Raw genomic sequence first — 23,418 nt, 5'->3', positions numbered from 1 at the left:
CAGAAGTCCTGAGAAAATAAGCAAACAGGCGAAATTCCGAGGGGGTTGGAAATAGTGCCGGCAGGAACGAAGATCGAGGAACAGAAAGGGTGGCTCGCCGACTGGTTGGCAACACCTTTGCGAAGGAACCGTCCGCTCTATCTCAAGGTCGGGCTGGCTGCGGCGCTGATCAATATCTTCGCTCTGGTCACGGCGCTCTTCACCATGACCGTCTATGACCGGGTCGTGCCCAGCAATGCGACGGATTCGCTGATCGCGCTGACCATTGGCCTGGTTCTCGTCCTGATCTTCGACTTCGGGCTGAAGTTGTTGCGTGCCTATTTCGTCGATGTGGCCGGAGCGCGGATCGACCGCGATATCGGGCGGTCGATCTTCGATCATATCCTGACGATGCGGCTCGATCAGGGCAGACATTCGACAGGTGGTCTTTCGGGCCTGGTGCGAGAGATCGACACGCTGCGCGACTTCTTCGCCTCGGCCACGATTACCGCGCTGGTAGACCTGCCGTTCACTCTCATCACGCTCGCTGTCATCGCCCTGATCGGCGGATGGCTGGTTTTCGTCCCGATGGCGATGATCCCGCTCGTGATACTCGTGGCGCTGGCGACCCAGCCCCTGATGCGCAAGCTGTCGAGCGAGACACTGGGCGGCGCGCTGGGCAAGCAATCGGTGCTGGTCGAGACGATCGGCAGCCTCGAGACGGTGAAATCCGCCAATGCCGGTTCGGTCCTGAGCTCGCGCTGGGACAGTGCCGTAACCGGTCATGCCGGCGCTTCGCTGCGCCAGCGTATCGTTTCCAACGTATCGATTACCATTGCGGGAACAGCGCAGACGATGGCCTACACCGGCGTGGTCATTTTCGGGGTCTTCGCGATCGCCAACCAGTCGCTGACGCTCGGCGGACTAATCGCCTGCTCCATCCTGGCCGGGCGCGTCGTTGCCCCGCTTGGTACGATCGCACATCTGCTGACGCGCCTTAACGCAGCGCGCACCGCCTATCGTCAGATCAACAGCTTCATGGAGCAGCCTGTCGAGGGCCCGAGCGGCACCGGCATGGGCGTCAGGCAGCTCGACGGAGCCATCGAGTTTCGCAATGTCGACTTCCGCTATCCCGGCGCGCCGGAACTTGCTCTCAGCAATGTCAATTTCCGCATCGAGAAGGGCGAGCATGTCGCGCTGATCGGTCCGATCGGTTCGGGCAAGTCGACCATCGCTCGGCTCATGATCGGGCTTTATCCGCCCAGCAGCGGTCTCGTCCTCGTCGACGGAACCGACGTCCGCCAGCTTTCGCCGACCGAACTGCGCTCGAAAATGGGCGCGCTCTTGCAGGACAATGTCCTGCTGACCGGCTCGATCCGCGAGAATATCCTGCTTGGCCGCAAGGAGGTCGAGGAAGAGGAGATGGTGCGCGCCTGCAAGGTCAGCCTGGCGCATGACTTCATCTCGCGTTTTCCAAGTGGCTACGATCTCGAACTCGCCGATCGCGGCGAGAGCCTTTCCGGCGGGCAGCGGCAATCGATCGCCATGGCGCGCTCGCTGGTCGGACGCCCCCCGATCATCATCATGGATGAGCCGACCTCCTCGGTCGATGCCGATACCGAGCGGCGCCTGATGAATAACCTTCGCGAAGAGTTCGAGGGCCGCACCCTCGTGATCGTCACGCACCGCCCTTCCCTCCTGCGTCTCGCCGACAGGATCATCATGATGGCCAACGGCAGGGTCGTGATGGACGGATCGCCCGAGACGATCCGCAACCAGGTGGCAGATATCAGAAGCGCAATGAGAGGTAGAGATGGGCAGGCTGCTTGACCTCCTGAAGGGCGACGACGCGTCGATAGAAGAACAGGAACTCACCGCCAGCAAATCGGCAAACCTGATCCTGTGGGCGATCATCGCGTTTGTCATCGCGATATTCGCCTGGGCTGCGCTTACGGAGATCGACCGTAGCGTTCGCGGGCTCGGCAATGTCGTGCCGAGTTCCAAGCTGCAGGTTGTCTCCAATCTCGAAGGCGGCGTGGTCGAGGAAATCCTGGTCAAGGCCGGGCAGCCGGTTCGCAAGGGTGACGTGATCGTGCGGCTCTCACCCACCATGACCAGCGCAGCCTATGGCAGCTCGACCGCCGAAGTCAGCGCTCTCCAGGCCAAGATCGCCCGCCTCGACGCCGAAGTGCGCGGCGTGGCGCCTGCCTATGGCGAAGTCTCGCCCGGACAGGTCGCGATCGAACGCTCGCTTCACTCCGCGCGAATGGCGGAGCTTCAGAGCGCGAATGCGGCAGGAGCGGCCCGCGTCAGCCAGGCGCAGCGCGCCGTAACCGAGGCACAATCGCTGCTCGACGCTCGGCGCTCGACGCTGGCGGCATTGAAGGAAGAGCTCGAAATGATCCGACCATTGGTGGCGACCAAGGTCATTCCGCGGGTCGATCTCATCAAGACCGAGAACGACGTCATGGTGGCACAGAAGGAAGTCGATTCCGCTGTTGCGGCGGTGGCCCGTGCCCGCTCGGGCGTAGCCGAAGCGCAGGCGCAGGCTGCGCAGAGCCGCAGCGACTGGCTGACGCAGACGGCGAGCGAACTGTCGATGGCGCAGGCGCAGCTGAGCGCCAAGCAGCTTGAACTCCCCGCCCTGTCGGATCGGGTCGATCGCACAGTCATCCGCAGCCCGGTGACGGGCTTGGTAAACCGGGTTCTCGTTACGACAGTAGGCGGTTCGGTGTCGGCCGGTAGTCCCGTTGCCGAGATCGTCCCCTCGAAGGACGCGCTCTATGTCGAGGCAATGATCCGTCCGCAGGATATCGCCAATGTCGGGCTCGGCCAGCGGGCCAATGTCGAGATTACGGCCTACAACCGGGCGATTTACGGAACGCTGGACGGCATCGTGACCTCCATCTCTCCCGACGCAATGCAGAACGAGCAGACGGGCGAGAGCTTCTACACGGTCGAGATCCAGACGAATGACCAACTGTTCGGCAAGGACGGCACCCCGCTCAAGATCGGTCCGGGGATGATCGCCAACGTCAACCTGCTGGGCGAGAAGCGCTCGATCCTGTCCTACATCTTCACGCCGATCACGCGGCTAAGCGAAACCGCCTTCCGCGACTGATCAAACCTGAAAGACTACACCGGCACCGACATTTTCTTGGTGCCGAAGATCGATTGCCAGCTTTCGATTTCCTCGATCACGACATCGTTCATGGCGTGCGCGAGCGCGACGAAGTCGGCATAGCTGACTTCTTCCTCGCTGCCTTCGAGAAGCACCTCGGCCCTGTGGATGAGCCGGTCGAGCCGTTCCGCACTTACGTCGGAAATTGCTGCGAACCTTTCGAAATCACCGAAATAGCGGATGCCGGCGATCGCTGCGCCCAGCGTCGGGAAAGCCACGCCGAGGAAGGTCATCGTCTTGCTCAGCGTCTTGGGCACGGAATAATCGACCATTCCGAGCGCCGCCCCGCCCACGAGCGCGAGATAGCTGCCGACCGAGATGATCGCGAGGATGAACAGTGTTTCCGACATCGTGTCGAGGTTGTGATGCACCCGCTCGAGCCGATGCGACTTCGCCCGATGATAGTCGCGCTGGGACACCAGATAGGGCTTCATCAGCCGGGTCAGATGCTGCTTGAGATAGTCCTGCGTCACCTGGACGTGCGGCAGGCCGGTCGACAGGATCGTCTGCCGAGCGAACAGTTCGGGCCAGCCCTCGTCGCGCGAAGCGGGCCAATGCCCCTTCGCCCGCCCACTGCCGATTGCGGTCGTTATCGGCGCGGCGCGCAGGTATTCTGCGACACGGCGCATGCGAAACCAACGCGTGTGCCACTTGCCGCGCGAACCGGCGACGGTGATCGCGACGATTATGAGCAGCAGGATGAGCTCCAGCAGGGCGAAGGGCCATTTGTAGTCTGCAGGGACCAGCGGCAGGTAAGCAACGCCCCCGATGATCGCCGCTGCCGACAGCACGAAACTTGCGACCATGCCGCCGCGGTAGGCATCCGAGAGATAGGTCGAGATACCATCGGCGAATGCGAACCGCGGGAGCAGCGTCTCGCGCAGCTTTTCGGGAAAGCGCCTGTCGCTGCGCGGCAAGGCCTCGATCTCGGTGAGCATTTCGCGCGCACTGCCTACGCCGATTGCATCGGGGGACTCATAAGTTTGCTTGATCGAACGAAATGGCTTCCCCTCGCCAGAGAACATCGTTTCGGTGCGCCGGTACGCATGGAACCGCCGCCGTGAGGTGGGCCGCCACTGGCTACGGCGGAACTCGTCGCTCGCATTGGCCAGCGCCGTCCAGTCGGTGTCGGCGCACTGCTCCACCCGCTCGAGCACCGTGTCGAACCCTGCCACCCTTTCGCGCTCGCCCGCCACGGCCAGATCGCCCAGATCATCCAGCCAATGGAGGCGCGTGGGATCGCGCGCATCGAGCCACACAACGGGTATGTCGGCGGCGAGCGCAGCCGCCATGGTGTCGCGCGTGCCGCCCCGCGCGCTTGTCGCCACGCCGTCCCAGATCGCGATCAACAGGTCCGATTGCTCGACCGTGATCTGGCTGGCGGCCTTGGAACGCTTGGCAACCAGATTGTCGAAATCCTGCTGGAATCCGCGGTTGGAAGGATTGGCGACGAGGCGTTCAAGCCGTTCGCGCAGCCGCTTGTCCTGATCGGCCAGCTCGAAACATTGCGCGCGGTCGAGCACGTCGCAGTGGCGGGCGAAATGGGCATTCTGCCGCTCGCCTTCCGGCAGCGCACCTCCTGCCATCCGGGCGGCCTCATCCAGTTCGACATCGGGCGTGTTGAGAGCCAGATTTACGCTCTTTCCGAAAGGAAGCGGCGCCAGCACGCCAATTCCCCGGTCCAGCGCGACCTCTGCTGCCATGAGATCGGATCCGTGGGCGAGATTGGTGACCAGCCTCAGGTCAGGCGGCACCTTGCCTTCGAGCTTCGCCAAGCGCTGCGATATGGCATCGAGCAGTTCTTCGAATGCCTGCCTGATCGCGCCTTCATTGGCATCGTAGCTGGCATTACCCTCCCGATGCCCGGTCACGCCTATACTGAAGAGGCGCAACGCATCGGTCGATGCAAAGCCCGAGGAGTTGTCGAAGGCCATTGCACTGCTGTAGCATGCTGTCGCAGACGGGCAATTGGCTGATGCTCTTGCTCTGCGTCAAATGGGGGATGTCGGATGGAATTCGTCTTGTCTGCCGCGCTGGTCGTAGGAACGTTCTTCCTCCACTTCGCGCTGCTGAGATCCTTCGCCTATCGCTTCAACCAGGAGGTCCGGTTCTTCAAGCGGCCACTACTGGTCGTGATCTTCGCGCTCTTCGCCATCCACATCGTCGAAGTCATGCTTTACGCCGTTGGCTTCTACCTGCTGGAAGTTCTCGGTGCCGGCAGTCTCGATGCGCTCGACACAGCGCAGGACATTCCTTTCAGCGACTACTTCTATTTCTCGATCGCCTGCTACACCACGCTCGGCATCGGGGACATTGTGCCCCACGGCGGCTCCCGCTTCATGGCCGGGATCGAAGGTCTGAACGGCCTCGTCCTGATCACCTGGAGCGCGTCCTACACCTACCTGATGATGGAGCGGCTCTGGTCGGACCAGTTCGCCGCGTCAGGCGACTGAAACCGGTGTGGCGAATGCGCTTGCCGGAGCCATTCGAGCGGCTCCGGCATAGGGTGTGATCGGCTAGGCCGGACGCCGCGCGAAGATCCCGTAGCAGGCGATCACCGCGTAGCAGACGATCGGGATGACCATCGCCAGGGCGAGGTCGCCACCGGTCGCATCTGCAACAACGCCGTAGAGCAGCGGCACCACCGCGCCGCCGAAGATGGCGACGTTGATGATCCCCGAACCGTCTGCCGCGCGCGGGCCCAGCTTTTCGCATGCCAGCGAGAAGATCGTCGGGAACATGATCGAGTTCATGAGGCCGACGGCCAGCAGCGAGAAGCCTGCCAGTTCGCCCGTGCTGTTGGTCGACAGCAGGATCAGCAGGATCGCCATGGTCGCGTTGAACGCGAGGATCTTGCCCGGCGAGAAGATGCGCAGGAAGTAGGAGCCGATGAAACGGCCAACCATCGCGCCGCCCCAATAAAGGCCGATCATCCATTCGACTTCGTTGGATTCGAATCCGAAGAGGCGGTTGAGGAACGACGTCACTGGACCACCATTCGCCATCACGCTTTCCTGCGTGAGATAGTTGATGATGACCGAACCGATCGCGACTTCACCGCCCACGTACAGGAAGATGCACAGCGCCCCGAAACCGAAGCGCGTACGCTTGATCAGGTCGTTGTCGTAGAGCCAGACAGCAGGTGCGAGACAGATCAGTGCGAGACCGATCAGCGGGCTGAACTGGAGCGCCGTCACGCCGCCGATTGCGGCAACCGCGAGGCCCATTCCATAGCGCTTGTTGGTCACGAATGCGGAATCGCCCATGATCTTGGGGTCGTGGGGCAGGCGGTTGCGGAACGACCAGACGGCCAGCGCCACGATGCCGATCAGTCCGGCAACGCCGAGATAGCCCTTCCAGATCGCCTCGCTTTCGGCCTGGCGGTACTCGACCAGCGCCTGTCCGGACAGCTGGTCTGCCGTCACGGTCGCAAGGCTGCCGAGGATTACGATCGTGCCCACGATCGGGAAGATCGTGGTGCCGAGCGAGTTGAAAGCCTGCGCAAAGGTCAGGCGGCTATGTGCCGTCGACGGTGCGCCGAGTAGGCTGATGAGCGGATTGGCAACGACCTGCACGATCACGACACCGCTGGCGAGCACGAAGAGCGCCAGCAGGAAGATGCCGTAAGTCGCCGTCTGGCTGGCTGGAATGAACAGCAGGCAGCCGAGCATCATGGTCACGAGTCCGGCCACGGCGCCGCGCATGTAGCCGAGCTTCTTGACCAGTTTTGCGCCGGGGATGCCGACGATGAAATAGGCCATGAAGAAGCAGAACTGGATGAGCATTGCCTCGGTCCAGCTCAGCGTGAAGAGCTCCTTCAGCTTCGGAATGATCACGTCGTTGAGCGAGGTGATGCCGCCGAAGATGAAGAAGAGGCCGAAGACGAAATATTGCAGACCCGGCGCGTCTACCGGCGGGCTGTCATCGTCGACTTCTATCGGATTCGGATCGGTGCTCGACGCAACGTCGGGTGCCAGTGCCATTTCAATTGTCCTCCCAAGATGCCGCTGCTGCGGCAATTGGATGGACTAACGCATCAACGCGCGGCGTCCATCCGAATACGTCTGCATGTCAGAAAGAGCAGCTCGTGCCTTCGGGCAGCTCCTGCCTCACGATCGAGGATACGCGCAAAATCAATGCGCCTTCCGAGCGGATCGCAAGACTGTCGCCGAGACCAGAGGCGCAGTCTTGCGAGATCACCATTTCGCGCCAGCCTTTCTCGTCTGCGTGGATCAGCTGCTGCGTGATATCGATCTCGGCATCCCCTGACATCAGTTTAACCGGACCGGTGGGGCGACTGGCAAGAGCATAGATGATGCGGTAACCGCCCGAGCCTTCACCCTCCTGTGAAAGCGTCAGGGTCGAACCGGGCGAGAAGGCGATCTCGCGCGCATCTTCCTGCCGATCCTTGTCGATACCGCGAGCGATAATGCCGCCCGCCTGTCCGCGCAGATTAGGCAGATCCACGCCGCCTGCGCTAGCCAAGATTCCGCTCGCAAGGCGACCATTGGTGTACCATTCCGCCGCGGCTGCACCATCGAATTGCGCGCAAGACTCGTCAAGTTGACCGAGGGGAGAAACATCGTCGAAATTCCGGCCATAGCTCAGCGGGAAGAGCGCGCCGTCGGGACCATTGAGCGGCTCGCCAGCGCAGCTGGCTGGCCAGCTGAAGGAGAGCCTGCCAGTCGCTTCGCGCTTACCGAAGAGGATATCGGCAACGCCCGCGCCTTCACTGCCGGGCAGCCAGGACGCTACGAACGCGTCAGATGCGTTGAGCTCGCGATTGACCCACATGGGCCGACCCGAGAGAAAAACCGAAACGGTCGGAATGCCCTGCTCATCGAACTGGCGCAGTAGGGCGAGGCCCTCTTCATCAGCGAACGCCAGGTTCTTCCGGTCGCCGGCAAACTCGGCATAAGGCTGTTCGCCGAACACGACAATCGCGACATCGGGCCGTTCGGCAAAATCACCATCGACCGAGAGCGTGGCGTCGCCGCCTGTCTCACGCGCGGCCCGTTCGATACCCGACCAGATCGACGTCGCACCGGGGAAATAGTCGTTCGTAAGCTCGCGCCCGCCCTGCCAGGTCAGTGTCCATCCGCCCGAGGCTTGCGCGATGCTGTCGGCAGCCTCGCCCGCAACGAGAATCGAGGCGCCCTGTTTCAGGGGAAGCACGCCATTGTTCTTGAGAATGACCTGCGACTTGGCGACCGCCTCTCGCGCAACCGCCCGATGCGGAGCGAAGCCCATCTTCTCGTACTCGCCGGCGTTGGGCCGCGCAGAAGGTTTGAGCGCACCTTCACCGAGCAGTCCCGCCCGCAGCTTGACCTTGAGCACGCGACCGACCGCCTCGTCGAGCCGGGCCATGGGGATCGTTCCATCCTGCACTTGCGCTACCAGGTTTTCGAGCAGGGGCTTCCATTCGTCCGGCACCATATAGATATCGAGCCCGGCGAGCAGCGCCTGCGGGCAATCGGTGACGGTGCAACCGGCCACCTGGCCGTGGCCATTCCAGTCGCCGACGACCAGGCCGTCAAAGCCCATTTCGCCGCGCAATACGCCAGTCAGCATGGCCTTGCTGCCGTGCATTTTCTTGCCGTTGATCGAGTTAAAACTCGCCATCACCGCTTCGACGCCAGCATCGATCGCAGCCGGATAGGGAACTGCATGGATAGCCTTCAGCTCCTCGATGTCGCCATTGACGTCACCCTGGTCGACGCCCTGTTCAGTTCCGCCGTCACCAAAGAAGTGCTTGGCAGTGGCGATTACGCGCCCTTTGCCCAGAAAATCGTCTGCACCCTTGCGCCCCTGGAGACCTTCGACCAGCGCGGCCCCCATGGCTGCTACGATCTCGGGATCTTCGGAATAGCTTTCGTAAGTTCGGCCCCAACGGTCATCACGCGCCACTGCGACGGTCGGCGAGAAGTTCCAGTCGATGCCCGTCACTTCGATCTCGGTCGCTGTTGCCGCACCGATCTGGCGCACCAGATCCGGATCTCCGGTCGCGCCGAGTCCGATGTTGTGCGGAAAAATGGTCGCGCGCACGACATTGGTGTGACCGTGGACCGCATCGGTTCCCCACATGGTCGGAATGACAGGCTCATCACCGGGCAGCGGCGCAGTCGAAGCGTCCCACATCTCGTCTGCCAATCGGAGCCACTCGGACGCAGGAGCGAACTCGTCACCGTAAGGCCCACCGTTGCCGCCATTGAGATAGCTGCCGAAGCGATAGCGACGCATGTCTTCTGCGGTAAAGGAATTGATCTGCGGCTGGATGAGCTGCGCGACCTTGCGCTCCAGACTCATGCGCGCGACGAGATCGGCGATAACGGCATCTTCCGACGTCGCGCTGGTTTGCGTCGAGGCCTCTCCTGCCATGCCTGCATCTTGCGGCACAGTTGCACACCCGGCCAGGCCAAGCACCATTGCCGCCAGGGGCAAACGCATAAACTTCACGATTAATTCCCTCCCCGGAAGTATCTCAAACCGTTCTTTGAGAACGTTCCCAATTTCACGAATATGCACGCGCCAACTGAAAAAGCAAGCGTCTAAATCGGCTTGGAGAATACGGCGATAAGCACGCTTGCAAGAACGGCCAGAGCGGCAAGGACCATGAAGAGCACGCTGAAGCCGAGGCCTGGAACCAGCGAGATGACGAGGCCGGGTATGATGAGCGAAGGCAATGTATTCGTAAGATTAAATAAGCCTAGATCGCGCCCTCGATGCTGCGGTTTGGGAAGCACGCGCAGGGTCTGGCTGGAGTGAAGCGAAAGGAATGTCATCGATGCCACTCCGAAGAGAACGTAGCCTGCGAGCGCGAGCGAAATCGACTGGGAGAATGCCATCGCAAGCAGCCCGGTCGCCGAGATCGCCGCTGCAACTGATAAGGGGAGCAAAGGCCGGCTCGCCTTGTCGGACCATTTCCCGGTGATCAGAGCAACGGGTACCGCGATACAAACCGCCAGACTGAACAGATTGGCGGCCTTGTTTTCGCTGAAATCGGGCGAGAGAGAGCGCAGCCAGAAGAGCAGAAAGGCGAACAGCGCTGCCTCCGCGATCTGCACGAGCAGGCGAGCGACCCACATGTTCACGACGACGGAACGTTTTCTCAAACTATCCGGCTTGTCAGCTTCATCTGCCATGCGTGGACGAACCAGGTGGGGCATTGCCCGCCCTTTTCCCATGACCAGGGCCGGGACGACGAGCGCGGCGACGATGAGAGCAATGAGCCAGAGCCGCCCTTGCGTGTCGGCAATGCCTGGAATTGTAATTAAAGCCCCGGAAAGTGCACCAAGTGCTGGCGCGAAAGCGAAAAATCCGCCCAGCAATCCCTTCTGCCTGTCGGGAACGCAGTCCCCTGCCCAAGCGGACAAGGGACCGAGCATCATGTTAAGTCCGAGTTGCCATACCATCAGAAACGCGATCAACTCTCCGAGCGTTTCGGCCCTGGTCATAGAAACCAGCATCGCGCCCGAGATCACGAGGCCGGCCAGAATCCAGCCTCTTCGACTGCCGGAAAGATCGCTCAACCAACCGAACAGGATGTTGGCCAGGCTCGCTACAATCGCGCCCGCGAATGTCGCATAGGACAAGGCAGCAACATCGTCCGTTCCCGTCAGCGCATTTATACGCACCGGCAAAAGCACGGTGAGAAAGGGCATATAGGAGACCGCGCCACCCGCGACCGCAAGGGCGAGCAAGAAGAGAAACCAAAGCGGTTGTTGCCGGGCGCTGGCTTCGTCAGCCGTCATTGGCTCCTGGCGCAGGCCCAATCGATCCCCTCTCCACCAGGCAACCCTGGACATTGATCGTCTCTTCAGGCTGGGGATCCTTATTGGGATTGATCAGCAATTCAACCGCGCGCGCGATTGTTTCCGCGATAGGTTGATCCACTGCTGCGAGCGGAGGGCGCGTAAAGCGCACGATCGGCGTATTGTCGAAGCTGATAACCGAAAGGTCTCGCGGTATCTCGATCGCCAGGTTCGCCGCCGTCTCGAGTGTTGCCAGCGCCATCTGGTCGCTGCTCGCGATTATCGCCGTCGGACGTGGGTTCAGTTGCAGCAATTGTCGTGCAGCCGCGAGGCCACTCTCAAAGCCGAAGTCGCCGCGCGCGCACAGTCCGTCGACCGGCAAACCTGCGCTCTTCATTGCAGCCTTCCAGCCATCGATACGCCAACCGCTGAGGCTGTACTCCTCGGAACCCGCGATCAAGCCGATCCGCCGATGCCCGAGGCCGATCAGGCGCTCGGTCGCAAGCTGAGCGGAATGCTCGTCGTCCATTGTCATCCGAATGCCCGGACCAGGATCGCGCGAGCCAATCCGGGCGAACGGTATTTTCTGGCGCGCCAGGAGCCCCGTGATCAACTCGTTTTCGGAGTGCGGAGGGGTCAGAATCACGCCATCAGGCTGAAGTGCGGCTATCGCTGCGCTCAATTCGCGCTCGACATGGTCGCTGTGCGTGTCGACCAACTCGACCATCATGCGATATCCATGCCTGGCGCAGGTTTCCATTCCGCCCAGAAGCATCTGGTCGACCCAGTCGGTCCCGATCCGTTCGCGCCAATCGGCGAGAGTGCGCTCCCGGTCATTCAACGCAAGAATGAGGTAGGAACGGGACCCACTCATCCGCTGGGCCGCGATCGAGGGCACATAGCCCAGCTTGTCGATCGAAGCCTGCACCCGCTCCTGCATTTCGGGGCGGACATTCGGCTCCTTGTTGATGACACGACTTACGGTCTGCAGGGAAACGCCTGCATCTTCGGCGACATGCCTGATGGTTACCGCTTGGCGGCGCCTGGCCATCTTCTCTTACCCCTGTCCGCTCACTGCATGCACGCGCGGCCAGTTTCGCGGTCGCCTTCGCACTGATAAACCCTGACCCAGTCGATGATGAATTCGCTCGGAAATGCGGAGGCGTCAACACCACCCTCATTATCTCTTTCCGGCCATGCACCGCCAACTGCAAGGTTCGCCATAAGATAAAATGGCTGGTCGAAAGGCGCGTTGGGGTTGCCCTGCGCTTTTTCCGATGCAGTCCACCACTCTTCCGGCGTAACTTCGAAGTGAAGCCGTCCATCGAGGAAGAAGCGGATAAGCCCTTCGCCCCATTCGACGCTCCAGACATGAAAATCGTCTGAAGGCAAAGCCTTGGAGGGCAAAGTGGTACGGTGGTCGACATAGGTGTTCCTCGGGGAAACGTCCCCGAAATGGAGCGCACTCGTGGTACGATTTTCGCCGACATCGCCATCGCACTCAGGGCATTCGGCACCTAGATTGACCGCTTCGAGAATGTCGATTTCCCCGGATAGCGGCCAACGCCCGTAGTGGTCGTCCGCAGGCATCATCCATACCGCCGGCCATGCACCCTGCCCGCCCGGAGGTTTGGCGCGAACATCGACCCGCGCATATTTCCAGCTGTGAAGGCCCCGCGTGCGCACCTTGCCCGAGGTGTAGGGCTTGGTCCGCTCGCCATTGTCGTCACCGGCAATTTCAGGCGGGCGATTGGGTCCGGTGAAGTTTTCCGGCCGCGCCTTCAAATGCAGGAATCCGTCCGACACTTCGATATTCTCCGGTCGATCGGTGTAGCATTGCCGCTCCTCGTTTCCGCCGCCCCAGCAGGACACCTCTGGTGCCCATTTGGTCCGGTCTAGCGTTTCGCCCTCGAAATCGTCAGACCAGACTAGCTCCCAACCATCTGCTTGAGGGGTATCACCTTGAGACAACTCGGTCGCTTGCGGCGGGGTCGCGCTGCAGGCGCCAAGCACGGCGGCAAGCCCGACTAGAGCCGAGCAGGAATATCGTTTCATCGAGATCTCTCCATTCACCAAAGAATATGGGCCCTTGCCGAGAAGCAAAGGCCCATTTCCCCTCATATCTGAGGCCAGCGGCCCGGCTTAGAAGTCGAAGCGCGCCAGGAAAGTGAAGCGGCGATCGTTGCGGAAAGCCGAACGTGTCAGACGCGTTCCGTCGAAGTCGATAACCTGCGTGGTCCGCGTAACCTCGTCGAGGAGGTTCACGCCCTGTACGCCAAGCTTGATGTTGTCGGTCACCGCGTAGAAGATCGACGCGTCGAGCTGCCCTGTGGATTCCTGCCAGATCGGCGAGAACGGGAAGATGTCGTCACGCGGTGTGATCAGGAAGTCGTCGCGCCAGTTGTAGGCTGCACGCATCGCGAGCGGTCCCTTTTCGTAGAATACCGTAGCGTTAACAGTATGCTTCGAAACGCCCTGGAGCGGCTGACGCGAGGCGAAGGTGCCACGGTTGCCGACGAGGTCGGCATTGGTGAAATCACCAGCGTCGACATAGGTGTAGGTCAACTGCGTTCCTAGCCCGCTCAGCGGTCCGGGAAGGAAGTCATAGACCTGCTGATAGGCGATTTCGACGCCCTTCAGCGTGCCACCCAGCTCGTTGCTCGGTCCGTTGATCTCAACCGGGACTTCCCCGTCACCGCCCGGGAAATTGACGATATTGACGCCGCTGCTGACGATCCCGCTGATATCCTTGAGGAAGGCCGAGACGGTCAGCGAGCCGACATCGTCGAAGTACCATTCCGCCGAGACATCGTAGTTCCAGGACTCGGTCGCCTGAACATTGCGATTGCCGGTCGAGAGCTGGAACAGCGGTCCGGTTTCGAGTGTACCTTCGGAAAGCAAGTCGCCGGTATTATCCGCAACCGTACCGCCGGAACGGAACAGCGCAAGGTCGGGGCGCGAAATGCCCTTCGAAACCGCGAAACGGAACAGCAATCCGCCGCCTACATCGAGCTTCGCGTTGAAGCTGGGCAGGAAGTGATCGAACGTAATATCTCGATCATCGACGATAACCTGTCCGGTATATGCCGCTGCGAACTCTGCCAGCCGCGCATCGGAAAGCGCACAATAGCCGATCTGCGCCGTCGGGTTGGGATTGTTGTTGCACAGGTACTGCAGTTCTGAGACCTGGACTACGCCATCGCCATTTGCGCCCGCGTTGTTGGTCGGGTCATCGAAAAACGCAGGATCCGGCAGTTGGATGACACCGCGGCTCTTCACCGTGGTGTGGACATAGCGCAGGCCGAAGTTGCCCTCGAACGTCCAACCATTGTCGAAATCGAGGCCGTAGTCGATCCGGCCGTAGCCCGCCTTCGTCTGCTCGATGACATCGGAGACCTGGTCGTCGGTGAAGCCATCCGCAAGCGGCGTCCACTGCTCCGGAAGGAAGTTGGGGAAGCTGAACGCGGTGATCGCAAGGCCCTGCTGAGTGGTCGTTCCATCGAGATACTCGCCGATGAAATCGTCTCCGCCGAAGAAGTATCCGCCTCCGCTCGGGTTCGGGATCGGGGCGTTGCCGCGCTGGAAATTGTCCGCGAACGGAGTGCGAAATGCCGAAGCCTCCGGGAAATCGGCAGGATAGGCACCACCGCAACCATAGGCCTGAGGGTCCGCACAGTTCCAGTTGCCCTGGCGACCCGTCCAGGGCGCGCCGAGCGTGCCCCAGTTCTGGAAGTTGGTGTCGCGGGTGACACGGCCCCGCTCCGCCCAGCGCGTGCCGAAACTTGCACGCTTGAAGAAGCCTTCGTCGCTGATGTCGTATTCGGCGTCGAAGCGCACGCTGTCGAGCTCGCCTTCGTTGCGCGCCTTGCTGTCGAGCAGGAACCAGTAATAGGTGTAAGCCGCATCATCGAAGATGTTGTTGGGCGAACCCTGCGGTTCGAGGAACTCGACCTGCGGGGTGTTGCCGGTGTTGTCGATACGCAGGTCCGAGAAGGTATTCATCACACCGATGATCGAATCCTGGCGAAGCTTGGACCCTATGTGCTGCAGTTCGAAATTGAAGCGCAGGCGGTCGGTCGCCTCGAACTGGGCGTCGAAGGAGAAGTCTTCGGTCGTCGCATCGGTCGCACGCTGGAAGCGCAGCAACTCGGTCGGCAATCCGCCCCAGGGCGAAAGACCGGAATCGCCACCGAACTGCGTCAAGACGCCGGTCTGGAAAACGCCGTTCTCGTCGAAGGTCCAGGTGCTGCCAGGCGCTTCGACCGGGAAGCCCGCGTCGTTGTTCACCAATGCCAGCATGGCATACTCGTCGGTGAAGAAGCTTGTTTCAGCGCGCAGGAACTCGGCAGTCGCGGTCAGGCGACCGTCACCGCTTTCGAACTGGGCGACGGCGGAGAACGCCTCGCGATCACGCTCGAGCGTGGTCGTGCGAACGCCCGCGCCCTTGGGCGCAATAACCGTGCCAGCCGGAGGGAAGTTGGTTTCATCGAAGCCGGTCGGATCGCCGACACCGTTGGAGGACACATTCGTGGTGCGGATACAGGTCGTGGTGAGACCTGCATCGCGATAGCAGGGATCGGTCAGCTGCGAGGCATCGGTACGGCTGATCAGCTCGGAATTGGCATAGCCCAACTGCAGGCCGAAACGGCTGCCACCAGGAGTATCCCAGGTGTTCGAGATGATGCCGGAAAAGCCGGGCGACCATTCTTCAGCGAGATCGCCCCAGTTCGCCTCGATCGTACCGGCGAAATTGAAGCCCGGATTGTCGAGAGGCTTGCGCGTGACAAGATTGACGGTGCCAGCGATACCGCCGTCGACCATGTCAGCCGTGACGTTCTTGTAAACCTCGACGCGGCCAAGCAGTTCGGGCGACACGTCATTGAAGCTCAGGACCCGGCCGCCCGTGGCGGAAAAGATGTCGCGGCCGTTCAGTTCCGAACGAACATAGGGAAGCCCGCGAATGATGACGCCGGTGCCCTCGACCGAGAAACGGTCCGGGTCGGACGTTTTTTCGAAGCGGCCGATATTCACACCGGGAACGCGCTGGAGCGATTCGGCCACTGAACGGTCAGGCAGCGCACCGATATCTTCGGCAGTAATCGCGTCGACGAACGTGTCCGCGTCGCGCTTGATGTTCTGCGCATTCTCGAGCGATGCGCGGAAGCCGCTGACGATGATTACATTCTCTTCGGCGGGAGCTTCCGCCTCTTCGGAATCGGCGTCCTGCGCGTAGGCCGGAGCCGCCATGACAGCGCTGAGTGCGAGACCCGAAGCGGTGCTCAAAGCGAGAAAGCGCCGCGAAGGCGCTGATAGCGTCGAAAAACGTGACAAAGTTTACCTCCCCAAAACGAAAGCGACATTCAAGGCCGCCCTTGTCTGACTATGACATACGCAAAATTGTGAGCGTTCACAAGAGTAAAAATGAACGTTCACATTATCGAGCTCAGCGCTGGCAAAACGGCTCCGAAAATGCGAGTAGGAAAGTCATGGCAATAGACAAGATCGTTATCGTGGGCGGCGGTACCGCCGGATGGATGGCCGCTGCTGTCCTTTCCCGATTGAAAAAGGGGCGCGAACTCGACGTTACGCTGATCGAGTCCGAAGCCATTGGGACGGTAGGGGTTGGCGAAGCGACCATCCCGCCCTTCGTGGAGTTCAATCAGTTGCTCGAAATCGACGAGCGTGAAATGCTGAGCTCCGTCCAAGGTACATTCAAGCTCGGCATCCAGTTCTCGAATTGGGGCGATGTGGGAGAAAGCTACATCCACCCCTTCGGCGCCTACGGCTATAACATGGGGGGAATTTCGTTTCACCACGTGTGGCACCAGATGCGCGAGATGGGCGACAAGCGGCCGATCCAGGCGTTCAACGTGGAAACCATGGCCGCCTATTTCGGCAGGTTTGCGCGAACCGAGGACTTCAATCGCGACGATCTTCCGCCGGTCAATTACGCCTATCACCTCGATGCGAGCGCTTATGCGCGTTTCCTGCGCAAATATGCGGAAACGCGCGGCGTAGTGCGTCAGGAAGGCCGTATCGAGGACGTCCAACTGGATGCAGAAAGCGGTTTCGTCAACGCGGTCACGCTGGAAAGCGGAGAGCGTTTCGAAGGCGACCTGTTCATCGACTGCTCGGGCTTTCGCGGCTTGCTGATCGAACAGGCGCTGGAGACCGGCTACGAGGACTGGACCCACTGGCTGCCTTGCAACCGCGCTGTCGCCCTGCCCTGCAATCGCGACGACGGCAGCCCACCCCCGCCTTTCACGCGCGCCACCGCCCACGCCGCTGGATGGCAGTGGCAAGTTCCGCTGCAGCATCGCAACGGCAATGGTCACGTCTATTGCGACGCCTACATGTCGGCCGACGAAGCGCACGATATCCTCGTCGCCAACATTGCCGGCAAGCCAACGGCAGAGCCCAATCACCTGCGGTTCGTTACCGGACGGCGCAAGAAGTTCTGGAACAAGAACGTCGTCGCGCTGGGCCTATCGGCAGGGTTCATGGAACCGCTCGAATCCACGTCGATCCATCTCATCAACACCGGTCTAAACAAGCTGGTCGCGGTACTTTCTCTGGATGGGATTACGCAAACGCAGGAAGACGCATTCAATCGGCTCACCGGCAAGGAGTATGCCCGGATCCGCGACTTTCTGATCCTGCACTACAATGCGACCAGGCGCGACGATTCCGAGTTCTGGAACTATTGCCGGACAATGAGTGTGCCCGACACGCTCACCGAGAAGGTAGAGCTGTTCAAGCGCAATGGACAGATATTCCGCGAGGAAGACGAGCTGTTCACGGAAACCAGCTGGGCGGCTGTTATGATGGGCCAGGGCATCCAGATGGAAGGGCATAATCCTGTTGCCGAAACGCTCGACCGTGAAACAACGCTCAAGGAGCTGCACGAGATGGAGCAATCGATCCGTTTTGCAGTCAACCAAATGCCTGGACACGGCGAATATCTGACAAAGTACTGCCCCGCGCCGGCTTGATCTCAGTCGAATTCATCCGTCGAGGCGGCCACCTTCCCTCACGGCGTCGATCATTAAAACCCGCTAACTCAGCGCCTGCGCTCTTGTGACAGGCTTGCCGACAGGTGATCTTCACCCGGAAACGTCGTTGCAAGCGGGGATATGCTCCAGCGTGTGCGCTACACTCTTACGCGCCGATATCTGAATATCACCCATTCGCGCCGTCTTTTTGAGAGGCTGAGACTGTCGCTTCAGCCGCCCTTGAAGCTGAGGAGATCAAGCATTGGCTCGCCAACCGAAAGCCACGGTTCATAGATGGTTGGTTGCCTCGACCGCACTTGTTATCGCCGGGCTTCCCCTAACACCGAACGATGCGTTCGCCAGCGAATGCCTCCTCGATACGAATGGCAATGGCCGAGCCGACGCCTTGATTGACAGCACCGAATTATCGGATGGAACTGGCGGGCAGGATCTGGCCTGCGGCCCCAACGCTTCGGCATCCGGAAACGTGTTCACAGGCGACGGTGCGAACGCGATCGGCAACAATGCCACGGCAGAAGGATCGGGTGCGCTAGCGATAGGCAATGACGTTTCGGCGATTGGTGAAGGCGCGATCGCTATCGGAGGTGATGGCGACGGAATCGCGACCGGAGGCGCGATCACCCAAGCGAGCGCAAATGGGGCCTCCGCAGTGGGAGTAGGCGCTCGGGCGATAGCCGCTAATTCAACGGTCATGGGTTTCGGCTCCTCTGCAGCCCACGCAAACTCGGTTGCGATCGGTGCGGGATCGCAAACGAGCGCCGAAAATACCGTAGCGATTGGTAGCCTTGGCAACGAGCGGCGGATAACCAACCTCGCCAATGGCATCGCGGCCAGCGACGCAGCCACGGTAGGTCAGCTCACAGACGCAATCGCATCGGTCGGCGCGATCACCGTGGACCAGACCGCGCGCGACGCGGCCTCCGCCGCACAGGCGCGCGCCGATAGCAATACATCGGCGATCAGCTCGCTCGGCGCGGCGATTGTTGCCAATTCTGCAGATATCGGCGCGAACGCCAGCGGCATCGCGGCAAACATGGAGGATATCAACAACAACACTTCAGCCATCGCTGTGAACGCGAGCGCGAGTTCGACGAACGCAGCTGCCATTGCGAGCAATTCCTCAGCGATCGAAACCCTGCAAGGCAGCTCCGCATCGACCGCCGCCAAGCTCGCCTACTTTGCCACCGGTGCGTCTGCCGGTAGCGCATCGGCAAGCGGCGCGAATAGCATCGCCATCGGCAGCGCTGGCACCGACGCCGACAATGCCATCGCCATCGGTTTTGATGCCTTTGCCGGGAATGTGAACAGCGCCGCGGTTGGCGCCGATGCGAACGCGGAGGGCGATTGTGCCGCGGCGTTCGGTAATCTTGCCAACGCTTCCGCCGCTGATTCCACTGCGATTGGCGCGAGTGCAATAGCAAGCGCAATCAATGCGACGGCGCTTGGTGCGGGATCGCAGGCGCTGGGTGCAGACACACTGGCTTTGGGCGCTGTGTCGAGCTCCAACCTCGGTGGTACTGCGATCGGTTTCAGCACCGATGCCGCCACTGGCACACGCGGTACGGCGATCGGTTATGATGCGGCATCCTCGGGCGATAGGACCGTGGCGATCGGTGATCGCGCCGGTGCGACCGGTGCCGATGCCGTCGCTATCGGCTCGCAAGCCTCTGCTGCCAACCAGGCGCTTGCCCTGGGTCAGACGGCGGTTTCGGCGTCGGGCGGCGTCTCGATCGGCTACCGCACCGATGCCGGTTCGCGCGGCACGGCGGTCGGCTTCGATGCCTCCGCTGCAGGCAGCAATTCGGTTGCAATCGGCGAGACAACCCGCGCGACCGCGACAAACAGCACCGCTGTCGGCGCCGATGCGATCGCGGCCAACACCGGCGCAACCGCCATCGGTGCCAATGCCACAACCACCGCCAACAATCAGGTCATGCTGGGCGGCGTGGGTTCGAGCGTGGCGATCGGTGACATCGCCGCCTCCACCGCGGCGCAGGAAGGTCCGGTCGATGTCGTGACGATCGATGCCAATGGCACGCTCGGTCGCCAGCAAGGGGCAAGCGCCGCCTCGGTCGCCAACGTCCGCATCGCGATGGACCACATCGCCGCAGTCTCCGACGCGCAGTTCTCCGCCCTGTCGAACCGTGTCGGAACGCTCGAAGCGGGTCTTGCAGATCTCAACTTCCAGCTCGACAATCTGGACCGGGACTATCGGCGCGGGGTCGCCGCAGCCATGGCGCAGGCTGACGCGCCCTTCCCCTCTGTTCCGGGCAAGACCAGTTATATTGGCAAGGGATCCACGTTCAGGGGCGAATACGCCTTCAGCCTCGGCCTCGCGCACCGGTTCAAGAGCGATACTCCGTTCATGCTCACTGCGAGCATAAGCCACGGTGGGGGCAAGAATACAGGAGCAACCGTCGGGCTCGCGGGAGAATTCTGAACGCACGCGAGGTTGTTCTCGCGTCTGCTCGGCAACACTATTTCAGAGGCGGGACGAACGCCGAAATTTCCCGATGAATTCGGGCTGCTTGCCGCATTCCCCGTTTAGGCGTATCCTTCCATTCATCAAAAGGGGGAAGTCAAAATGACCGACAAGAACACGAACCCCGAAAGGGAAGAAGAACGCAAGATGCGCGGAAATGACGGTGACCGGCAAATGCGCGGCAATGACGGCGACCGGCAAATGCGTGGCAACGACGGCGATCGCAAGATGCGCGGAAATGACGGCGATCGCCGAATGCGTGGGAACGACGGCGATCGCCGAATGCGTGGGAACGACGGCGACCGGTAACCTCAGACGCCTGCCTTCCAGTCGGAGACCGACGGGTGAGCAAGAATCGCTGGCAGATTGCATTCGCACCTGAGGGTGATGGCCTCTACGAGGTCACCGTCAGACGGACAGGATCGGTATACCGCTTCACAACACGGTTGCCGCCAGACATATCGGACTTGTGGGCAGAGGTTGACCAGTCCGAAAGCGCGCCCAACCGCAGTTTTCGCCGCGCCGCAGATGACCTCACGCCCGAGGCAAGGTTTTTCCAGGCTGCCAATCTGCCCACTCTCAAAGAGATCGGGAGCCGCCTGCTCGCCAGCGTCATCAATCTCGATGCTGGGAACGAAGGCACAGAGACGGTCGGCGCGCTCAAGGAGCGCATGAACAGCAACGACGGGGTCGATATCGAATTCGACCTGTCACAAGCCGCAGAACTGTCCGCGATTCCCTGGGAGTCGCTCTATCTCGGAGGCGAGAAAGACCAGTTTCTCGCAATTTTCTCGCGGACGAACATCGTGCGCCGGCTGGATGCACAGAGCGAGCTGCCGCCCCCGATCGAGCGTCCGATCCGTATTCTTGTCGCCGCCGCCAATCCGAGGGAAGACCTCGATACTCACGTCGAACTTGGCAACATCCAGCGGCGTATCGACGAACTCGTCAAATCGGGATCGAGCGATTTCGCAGTTGAATCGCTGCCCGCCGTGACCCGCGATCAGTTCCGCCGCAAGGTCATGGAGTGGAAGCCTCATGTCATCCATTACATCGGTCATAGCGCGTTCCATGATGACAGCGGCTATCTCTATTTCGAGACGGATCAAAAGGGCATCTCCGACAAGGTAAGCGCCGAAACGCTGCGCAATCTGCTGCTCAACAGGCGGCCCTGGCTCGTCATTCTCAATTCCTGCCAGAGCGGGCAAACCTCGCGTGAATTGCCAATGGCGGGCGTTGCGCAGAACCTGCTCCAGCGGCTCAATATTCCCTTCGTTGTCGCCATGCAGCAGCCGGTTTCGGACGATGCCGCGATCAATTTCTCGCAGGATTTCTACAGCGCGCTGACCGATGGCGAAACCATTGCAAGCGCCGTCACGATGGGCCGGTGCGCGATCGCCAACAACGCCGACGAGCGCACGCAGGTCGAGCTTATCACGCCCGCGCTTTATACCTCGGGCGATACGGACAGGATCCATTTTGTCGACGACGCAATGACAGGTGCAGCCGCGAAACCAACCGCTGTCACTGCAGAGGCGCCGACTGCGACAGGCGGATTCCTGGCATCGCGCAACGCGAAAATCGCCACCATGGCAGGACTGGCGGGGATCGTAGGTATCGGGGCATTCTTCGCGTGGCCTGAAAGGGGAACTCCAGGTGACGCTGATGTGTCCGGCTCTCTTGCGGCGGCATCGCCCGAGACAGCCTCCCCGCCTTTTCTCACACCGGGCCCAATCGCGCAAAACACGTCCGGCAACCAGGAAACCGCTTCGCTCAATGCGACCGCTCAAGCTGCATCAACCACAAACCCGGCTGTCCTGATATCCGGTCAAAGGAATGGCCGTTCGGAAGCCGGAGCGAATGGTTCGATTCCGCCCAATTCGTTCGGTCAGTTGGGCGGCGAACGACAACCTTTGCCGACACGCGATGAAGAGGGACGCCGGATTGTAGCCGCCCGTCAGATCGTGGACGCGAATTCAGGAAAAACTTTCTATCTCCTCGAACTGAAGAGCGGCGACGAAGTTGTGAGCAACTGGCCTCAAATGCCTGGAGAAATTCTTGGGGCCGGGGACAATAGAACAAGCTCATACAGGCTCCGAGAGCTTCCTGACTGGCCCGAAGCTCCTGCTCAAGGCTACGGTTCAGCGCGCTATGTGCCTGAAACGGCCGAAACATTGGAATACCCTGCGATCATCGGGCAGAGTTTCCAGACGGTTTCGGCATCGGTCCCGCCCGCCACCGGTGAAGCGCAAGGGGAATGGCCGTCAGCCTATCGCAGCGAAACCTTGCAGGCCGCTGGGCTCCCCCCGAGAGCCAATGCCGATGAATTGAACTTTTTCAGACCGCCCGGCTTTTGCGACGGGCTGCTTACGACTGTTCACTTCGACCTTGCGAGCGGTCAGCTCGACGAGGAGAACCGGCGGCGGCTCAACCAGCAAGCCTACTCGCTCGATTGCCCAGAAAGCCGCCTCGTCATCGCGGGGTTTACCGACAGTTCCGGTCCGCTCGATCTCAACATCGACCTGTCACTCGAACGCGCCCGAGCGGCCGCCGAAGCGCTTCGAACAAGGCGTGAAGGGCGTTCCAAAACCACAACCCTCCTCGCATTCGCGGAAGAACTGCCCATCGTCCAAACGAACGATGGCGAGGTCGAGCCAAGCAACCGGCGGGCCGAGATCTATGTCGATTTCGACTGCAACTCGCTCGACGAAGCCGAAGTCACGCTGGCGTCAGACGAGAACTTCGACATGTCGCCGCCGCCGACCCCATATCCGCAAGGCGTCTACGCCTTCAAACCGCTTCGGATAGTCTATCAGGCGCGTGGCTTTACAAGCGAAGACCCGGAGATTCTCGGTAGCGCCCATATGCTTGCCGATGCACGGCTGGCAGAATTGTCCCGCGAGGTAAGCAGGGCTTGGAATGTGCCGCCCGGAATGATTTCTTCAATCAAGATCGGCGGCAAATGCCTTGCGCCTGGCGAGGACGAGCGCGTCGATATCGATTTCTGAGCAA

General features: G+C 61.1%; 14 protein-coding genes. 7 read left to right on the top strand and 7 right to left on the bottom strand.

Annotation, left to right across the window (positions count from 1 at the left end; translation table 11 throughout):
• The first annotated feature begins 54 nt into the window (after positions 1-54).
• Positions 55-1,809: a type I secretion system permease/ATPase gene (locus tag CCE89_RS10835; RefSeq protein WP_234990048.1), complete on the top strand. Its 1,755-nt coding sequence runs from the start codon at positions 55-57 to the stop codon at positions 1,807-1,809.
• Positions 1,793-3,100 carry an HlyD family type I secretion periplasmic adaptor subunit gene (locus CCE89_RS10830; RefSeq protein ID WP_086438117.1) on the top strand — a complete coding sequence of 436 codons (1,308 nt, stop codon included), beginning with the start codon at positions 1,793-1,795 and terminating at the stop codon, positions 3,098-3,100. The genes CCE89_RS10835 and CCE89_RS10830 overlap by 17 nt, the downstream gene beginning before the upstream one ends.
• A gap of 14 nt (positions 3,101-3,114) precedes the next feature.
• On the opposite strand, the gene CCE89_RS10825 is transcribed toward CCE89_RS10830, so the two are convergent.
• On the bottom strand, positions 3,115-5,094 hold the full coding sequence (locus CCE89_RS10825) for a hypothetical protein (RefSeq protein WP_086438116.1): 1,980 nt from the start codon (positions 5,092-5,094) through the stop codon (positions 3,115-3,117).
• A gap of 75 nt (positions 5,095-5,169) precedes the next feature.
• Between CCE89_RS10825 and CCE89_RS10820 the strand changes: the two genes are divergently transcribed.
• Positions 5,170-5,613 carry a potassium channel family protein gene (locus CCE89_RS10820; RefSeq protein ID WP_086438115.1) on the top strand — a complete coding sequence of 148 codons (444 nt, stop codon included), beginning with the start codon at positions 5,170-5,172 and terminating at the stop codon, positions 5,611-5,613.
• Between the two features lie 63 nt (positions 5,614-5,676).
• On the opposite strand, the gene CCE89_RS10815 is transcribed toward CCE89_RS10820, so the two are convergent.
• The 6 genes from CCE89_RS10815 to CCE89_RS10790 form a co-directional block, all read right to left on the bottom strand.
• Positions 5,677-7,143, bottom strand: coding sequence for a sugar MFS transporter (locus tag CCE89_RS10815; protein WP_143256026.1), 1,467 nt, complete (start codon positions 7,141-7,143; stop codon positions 5,677-5,679).
• An 88-nt stretch (positions 7,144-7,231) separates the two neighbouring features.
• Positions 7,232-9,607: a glycoside hydrolase family 3 protein gene (locus tag CCE89_RS10810; RefSeq protein WP_086438114.1), complete on the bottom strand. Its 2,376-nt coding sequence runs from the start codon at positions 9,605-9,607 to the stop codon at positions 7,232-7,234.
• A 101-nt stretch (positions 9,608-9,708) separates the two neighbouring features.
• Positions 9,709-10,911, bottom strand: coding sequence for an MFS transporter (locus CCE89_RS10805; RefSeq protein ID WP_086438113.1), 1,203 nt, complete (start codon positions 10,909-10,911; stop codon positions 9,709-9,711).
• The gene (locus tag CCE89_RS10800; RefSeq protein ID WP_086438112.1) at positions 10,901-11,962 is read right to left on the bottom strand and encodes a LacI family DNA-binding transcriptional regulator; all 1,062 of its coding nucleotides are present in this window, start codon (positions 11,960-11,962) and stop codon (positions 10,901-10,903) included. The genes CCE89_RS10805 and CCE89_RS10800 overlap by 11 nt, the downstream gene beginning before the upstream one ends.
• A gap of 20 nt (positions 11,963-11,982) precedes the next feature.
• On the bottom strand, positions 11,983-12,966 hold the full coding sequence (locus tag CCE89_RS10795; protein ID WP_086438769.1) for a glycoside hydrolase family 16 protein: 984 nt from the start codon (positions 12,964-12,966) through the stop codon (positions 11,983-11,985).
• Positions 12,967-13,053: 87 nt separating this feature from the next.
• The gene (locus CCE89_RS10790; protein ID WP_086438111.1) at positions 13,054-16,158 is read right to left on the bottom strand and encodes a TonB-dependent receptor; all 3,105 of its coding nucleotides are present in this window, start codon (positions 16,156-16,158) and stop codon (positions 13,054-13,056) included.
• A 239-nt stretch (positions 16,159-16,397) separates the two neighbouring features.
• Here CCE89_RS10790 and CCE89_RS10785 point away from each other — a divergent pair, with 239 nt between their 5' ends.
• From CCE89_RS10785 to CCE89_RS10770, 4 genes are all read left to right on the top strand, one after another.
• Positions 16,398-17,903, top strand: coding sequence for a tryptophan halogenase family protein (locus tag CCE89_RS10785; RefSeq protein WP_086438110.1), 1,506 nt, complete (start codon positions 16,398-16,400; stop codon positions 17,901-17,903).
• A 406-nt stretch (positions 17,904-18,309) separates the two neighbouring features.
• Positions 18,310-20,364 carry a YadA family autotransporter adhesin gene (locus CCE89_RS10780; RefSeq protein WP_159456646.1) on the top strand — a complete coding sequence of 685 codons (2,055 nt, stop codon included), beginning with the start codon at positions 18,310-18,312 and terminating at the stop codon, positions 20,362-20,364.
• Between the two features lie 144 nt (positions 20,365-20,508).
• A complete protein-coding gene (locus tag CCE89_RS10775) occupies positions 20,509-20,715 on the top strand; it encodes a hypothetical protein (protein ID WP_086438108.1) in 207 nt (68 codons plus the stop codon).
• Positions 20,716-20,750: 35 nt separating this feature from the next.
• Positions 20,751-23,414, top strand: a complete 2,664-nt coding sequence (locus CCE89_RS10770) for a CHAT domain-containing protein (protein ID WP_143256024.1) — start codon at positions 20,751-20,753, stop codon at positions 23,412-23,414.
• Positions 23,415-23,418: the final 4 nt, after the last annotated feature.

This window comes from Altererythrobacter xiamenensis, assembly GCF_900177715.1.
Classification (GTDB): domain Bacteria; phylum Pseudomonadota; class Alphaproteobacteria; order Sphingomonadales; family Sphingomonadaceae; genus Erythrobacter; species Erythrobacter xiamenensis.
The sequence above is the reverse complement of the archived record's forward strand: the minus strand, read 5'-3'. Positions and strand labels throughout refer to the sequence as shown.

Coding starts and splice junctions, on each gene's coding strand:
- CCE89_RS10795 (WP_086438769.1), bottom strand. CDS start 12,966: ATGAAACGATATTCCTGCTCGGCTCTAGTCGGGCTTGCCGCCGTGCTT.
- CCE89_RS10775 (WP_086438108.1), top strand. CDS start 20,509: ATGACCGACAAGAACACGAACCCCGAAAGGGAAGAAGAACGCAAGATG.
- CCE89_RS10830 (WP_086438117.1), top strand. CDS start 1,793: ATGGGCAGGCTGCTTGACCTCCTGAAGGGCGACGACGCGTCGATAGAA.
- CCE89_RS10820 (WP_086438115.1), top strand. CDS start 5,170: ATGGAATTCGTCTTGTCTGCCGCGCTGGTCGTAGGAACGTTCTTCCTC.
- CCE89_RS10815 (WP_143256026.1), bottom strand. CDS start 7,143: ATGGCACTGGCACCCGACGTTGCGTCGAGCACCGATCCGAATCCGATA.
- CCE89_RS10805 (WP_086438113.1), bottom strand. CDS start 10,911: ATGACGGCTGACGAAGCCAGCGCCCGGCAACAACCGCTTTGGTTTCTC.
- CCE89_RS10825 (WP_086438116.1), bottom strand. CDS start 5,094: ATGGCCTTCGACAACTCCTCGGGCTTTGCATCGACCGATGCGTTGCGC.
- CCE89_RS10810 (WP_086438114.1), bottom strand. CDS start 9,607: ATGCGTTTGCCCCTGGCGGCAATGGTGCTTGGCCTGGCCGGGTGTGCA.
- CCE89_RS10800 (WP_086438112.1), bottom strand. CDS start 11,962: ATGGCCAGGCGCCGCCAAGCGGTAACCATCAGGCATGTCGCCGAAGAT.
- CCE89_RS10785 (WP_086438110.1), top strand. CDS start 16,398: ATGGCAATAGACAAGATCGTTATCGTGGGCGGCGGTACCGCCGGATGG.
- CCE89_RS10790 (WP_086438111.1), bottom strand. CDS start 16,158: ATGGCGGCTCCGGCCTACGCGCAGGACGCCGATTCCGAAGAGGCGGAA.